The 2721-nt window shown below is 37.5% G+C and carries 3 protein-coding genes and 1 tRNA gene; 2 read left to right on the top strand and 2 right to left on the bottom strand.

Annotated elements, in window-relative coordinates; all coding sequences use genetic code 11:
- Positions 1-639: LysE family transporter (locus tag ABIQ28_RS13930; RefSeq protein ID WP_348038334.1), on the top strand; the 639-nt coding region annotated here is incomplete at its 5' end.
- Positions 640-1027: 388 nt separating this feature from the next.
- On the opposite strand, the gene ABIQ28_RS13925 is transcribed toward ABIQ28_RS13930, so the two are convergent.
- Together ABIQ28_RS13925 and folB are read right to left on the bottom strand one after the other, a co-directional pair.
- Positions 1028-1098, bottom strand: a tRNA-Cys gene (locus tag ABIQ28_RS13925).
- Between the two features lie 53 nt (positions 1099-1151).
- Complete coding sequence (gene folB / locus ABIQ28_RS13920) at positions 1152-1514, bottom strand: dihydroneopterin aldolase (protein WP_348038332.1); 363 nt, start codon at positions 1512-1514, stop codon at positions 1152-1154.
- Positions 1515-1634: 120 nt separating this feature from the next.
- Between folB and glnS the strand changes: the two genes are divergently transcribed.
- On the top strand, positions 1635-2721 hold a 1087-nt coding region (glnS, locus tag ABIQ28_RS13915), incomplete at its 3' end, for a glutamine--tRNA ligase (protein WP_348038336.1).

Here is a 2721-nt window from a genome sequence, read left to right as displayed (position 1 = left end):
TTGGCATTTACCATTGGTCCGGTGTTTTTTGTACTCCTGGAAACCAGTGCTACCAAAGGATTTAAAAGTGCCCTTATTTTTAATTTGGGCGTGATGTTGGCTGATGTTTTGTTTATTGCCATTGCATTTTTTAGTACCAATAAACTGCTTGATAAAATTAAGGATGATCCTAATTTTCTGGTGTTTGGAGGCGTACTTTTGGTCGTTTATGGCATCATTACCTTCACAAAAACTTCTAAATCATTTCGTTCCATTGTCCGTGAATACCATCGTGTTGAAATCCAAAAAAATTATGGGAAGCTTTTTCTCAAAGGTTTCTTGCTGAATTTTATCAATGTTGGTGTGTTAGTAGGTTGGGTAGCGTTTATAATTATCGCTAATTCGTTTACTGATACTAATAGCGGCGTGGTTGTTTTTCTTGCGACGATCCTCATCACTTATTTTATAATTGATATCTTTAAAATATTGATTGCCAAAAGATTAAAGAATAAACTGACCCCAAGACGCATCTTTAAAACCAAGAAAATCATTGCTTTAGTGATTTTAGCTTTTGGAATTTTATTATTGTCCCAAGCATTTTTCCCAAAAGAAAAGGAATTACTCAAGGATCGGTTAGAGAAGATTAATCCGTTGAATTAAATCTGGTTTCCATTTTTCTTTATTTAAAATTTAATGGAACACAGATAACGCTGATTTCTTATGATTACCACAGATTTTTATATCACTCAAACCTCACAAGTTTCCAAAACCTGTGAGGTTTTTCAATTGTAGAATTTCTTCATCTATCAAAACAAGATCAGCGAATATCTGCTCAATCAGCGTCATCCGCGTTCTATTCCATCATCTCCCACATTCCATTCTCAAAAATTAGAATAAAAAAAACCTCCAACGTATGTTGAAGGTTTCTTGAGGCATCAATCTCCCGATAGGTATCGGGAGAACCGCTGTAGCAGCTTTGTGGTCTTTAATTAATTTTTTATAAAAATTTAGCATAAAAAAACCTCCAACTTACGTTGAAGGTTTCTTGAGGCATCAAGCGGATTCGAACCGCTGTAGCAGCTTTTGCAGAGCTGAGCCTAGCCACTCGGCCATGATGCCCTAATTTTGAATGTGCAAAGGTAAAAAAAATAAAACTTGTAAGCTAAATACTTCTAACTTTTTCGTGTTTCGCTCATTTTAATCGTCACTTTGTCCACATCGCCGCCAATAGGAGGATTGATTTTACTAACCCAAACCGTTGCTTTCTTAACTAAATGATCTTCTGAGAAAATTCGATTTAAGATACGTTTGGCGACTGTTTCAAGCAAATAGGAGGGGATTTGCATTTCTTCCTTAATAATTCGATTCAGTAATACGTAATCGACCGTATCGCTTAATTTATCTGAGCTTGCCGAAGGTTGCAAGTCTGCGGTTACTTTTAAATCTACCAGATATTCACTTCCAATTTTAGTTTCTTCCTGCAAACAACCGTGATGTGCATACACCCGGATATTTTCAACTTTTATAATGCCCATAATTCCTTTTATAAGCACAAAAATAAGGCATTTATAGAACTAAAAAAATCGCTAATTTTGCAAAAGAATTCTTATTGCGTATTTGATCTCAATAAATAATAAGAACTAATGAACCGTATTATGTCAGAAGAAACAAAACCGCTCAACTTCATTGAGCACATTATAGAGGAGGATTTAGCCCAAGGTATGTCAAGAAATGACCTTAGATTCAGGTTTCCACCGGAGCCTAATGGCTATTTGCATATAGGCCATACAAAAGCCATAGGGATCAGTTTTGGTTTGGGAGAGAAGTACAATGCTCCCGTAAATCTTCGTTTTGATGATACCAATCCGACTAAGGAGGAACAGGAATATGTGGATGCCATTAAGGAAGATGTGGCTTGGTTGGGGTATACTTGGGCGAATGAATTGTATTCTTCTGATTATTTTCAGCAGTTATATGATTGGGCTGTGCAATTAATCAAAGAAAATAAGGCTTATGTAGATTCTCAATCTTCGGAAGCTATGGCGGAACAAAAAGGAACACCGACCCAGCCAGGTGTGGATGGTCCTTATCGCAATAGAACTGTGGAAGAAAACTTGGATCTTTTTGAGCGCATGAAAAACGGCGAATTTGATGAAGGTACGCATGTATTGCGCGCTAAAATTGATATGCAGCACACCAATATGCTCATGCGTGATCCGTTGATGTATCGAATTTTAAAGAAACACCATCACCGAACAGGGAATGATTGGTGCATTTATCCAATGTACGACTGGACGCATGGCGAAAGTGATTATATTGAAAGTATTTCACACAGTTTATGTTCGCTCGAATTTAAGCCTCATAGAGAGCTGTATGATTGGTTTCTGGATCAAGTGGTCGAACCCGGTAAAATCCGCCCAAAACAACGTGAATTTGCCCGTTTAAACCTAAGTTATACGATTATGAGCAAACGAAAGTTGCTCAGGTTGGTAGAAGATAAAATAGTTTCGGGTTGGGACGATCCACGCATGCCTACAATTTCAGGTTTACGCCGTCGTGGCTATACGCCAAACGCTATTAAGAAATTTATTGAAACCGTTGGTGTTGCCAAACGCGATAATATTATTGATGTTGCCCTTTTAGAGTTTTGCATCCGTGAAGATTTGAACAAGATTGCGCCGCGTATTATGGCGGTTTTGGATCCTGTCAAAGTCGTTATTACCAATTATCCTGAAGGAAAAG

The organism is Gelidibacter sp. (assembly GCF_039916245.1).
Taxonomy (GTDB): Bacteria; Bacteroidota; Bacteroidia; order Flavobacteriales; family Flavobacteriaceae; genus Gelidibacter.
Note: the sequence above shows the minus strand (reverse complement) of the source record. Positions and strands in the feature narration are given on the sequence as shown.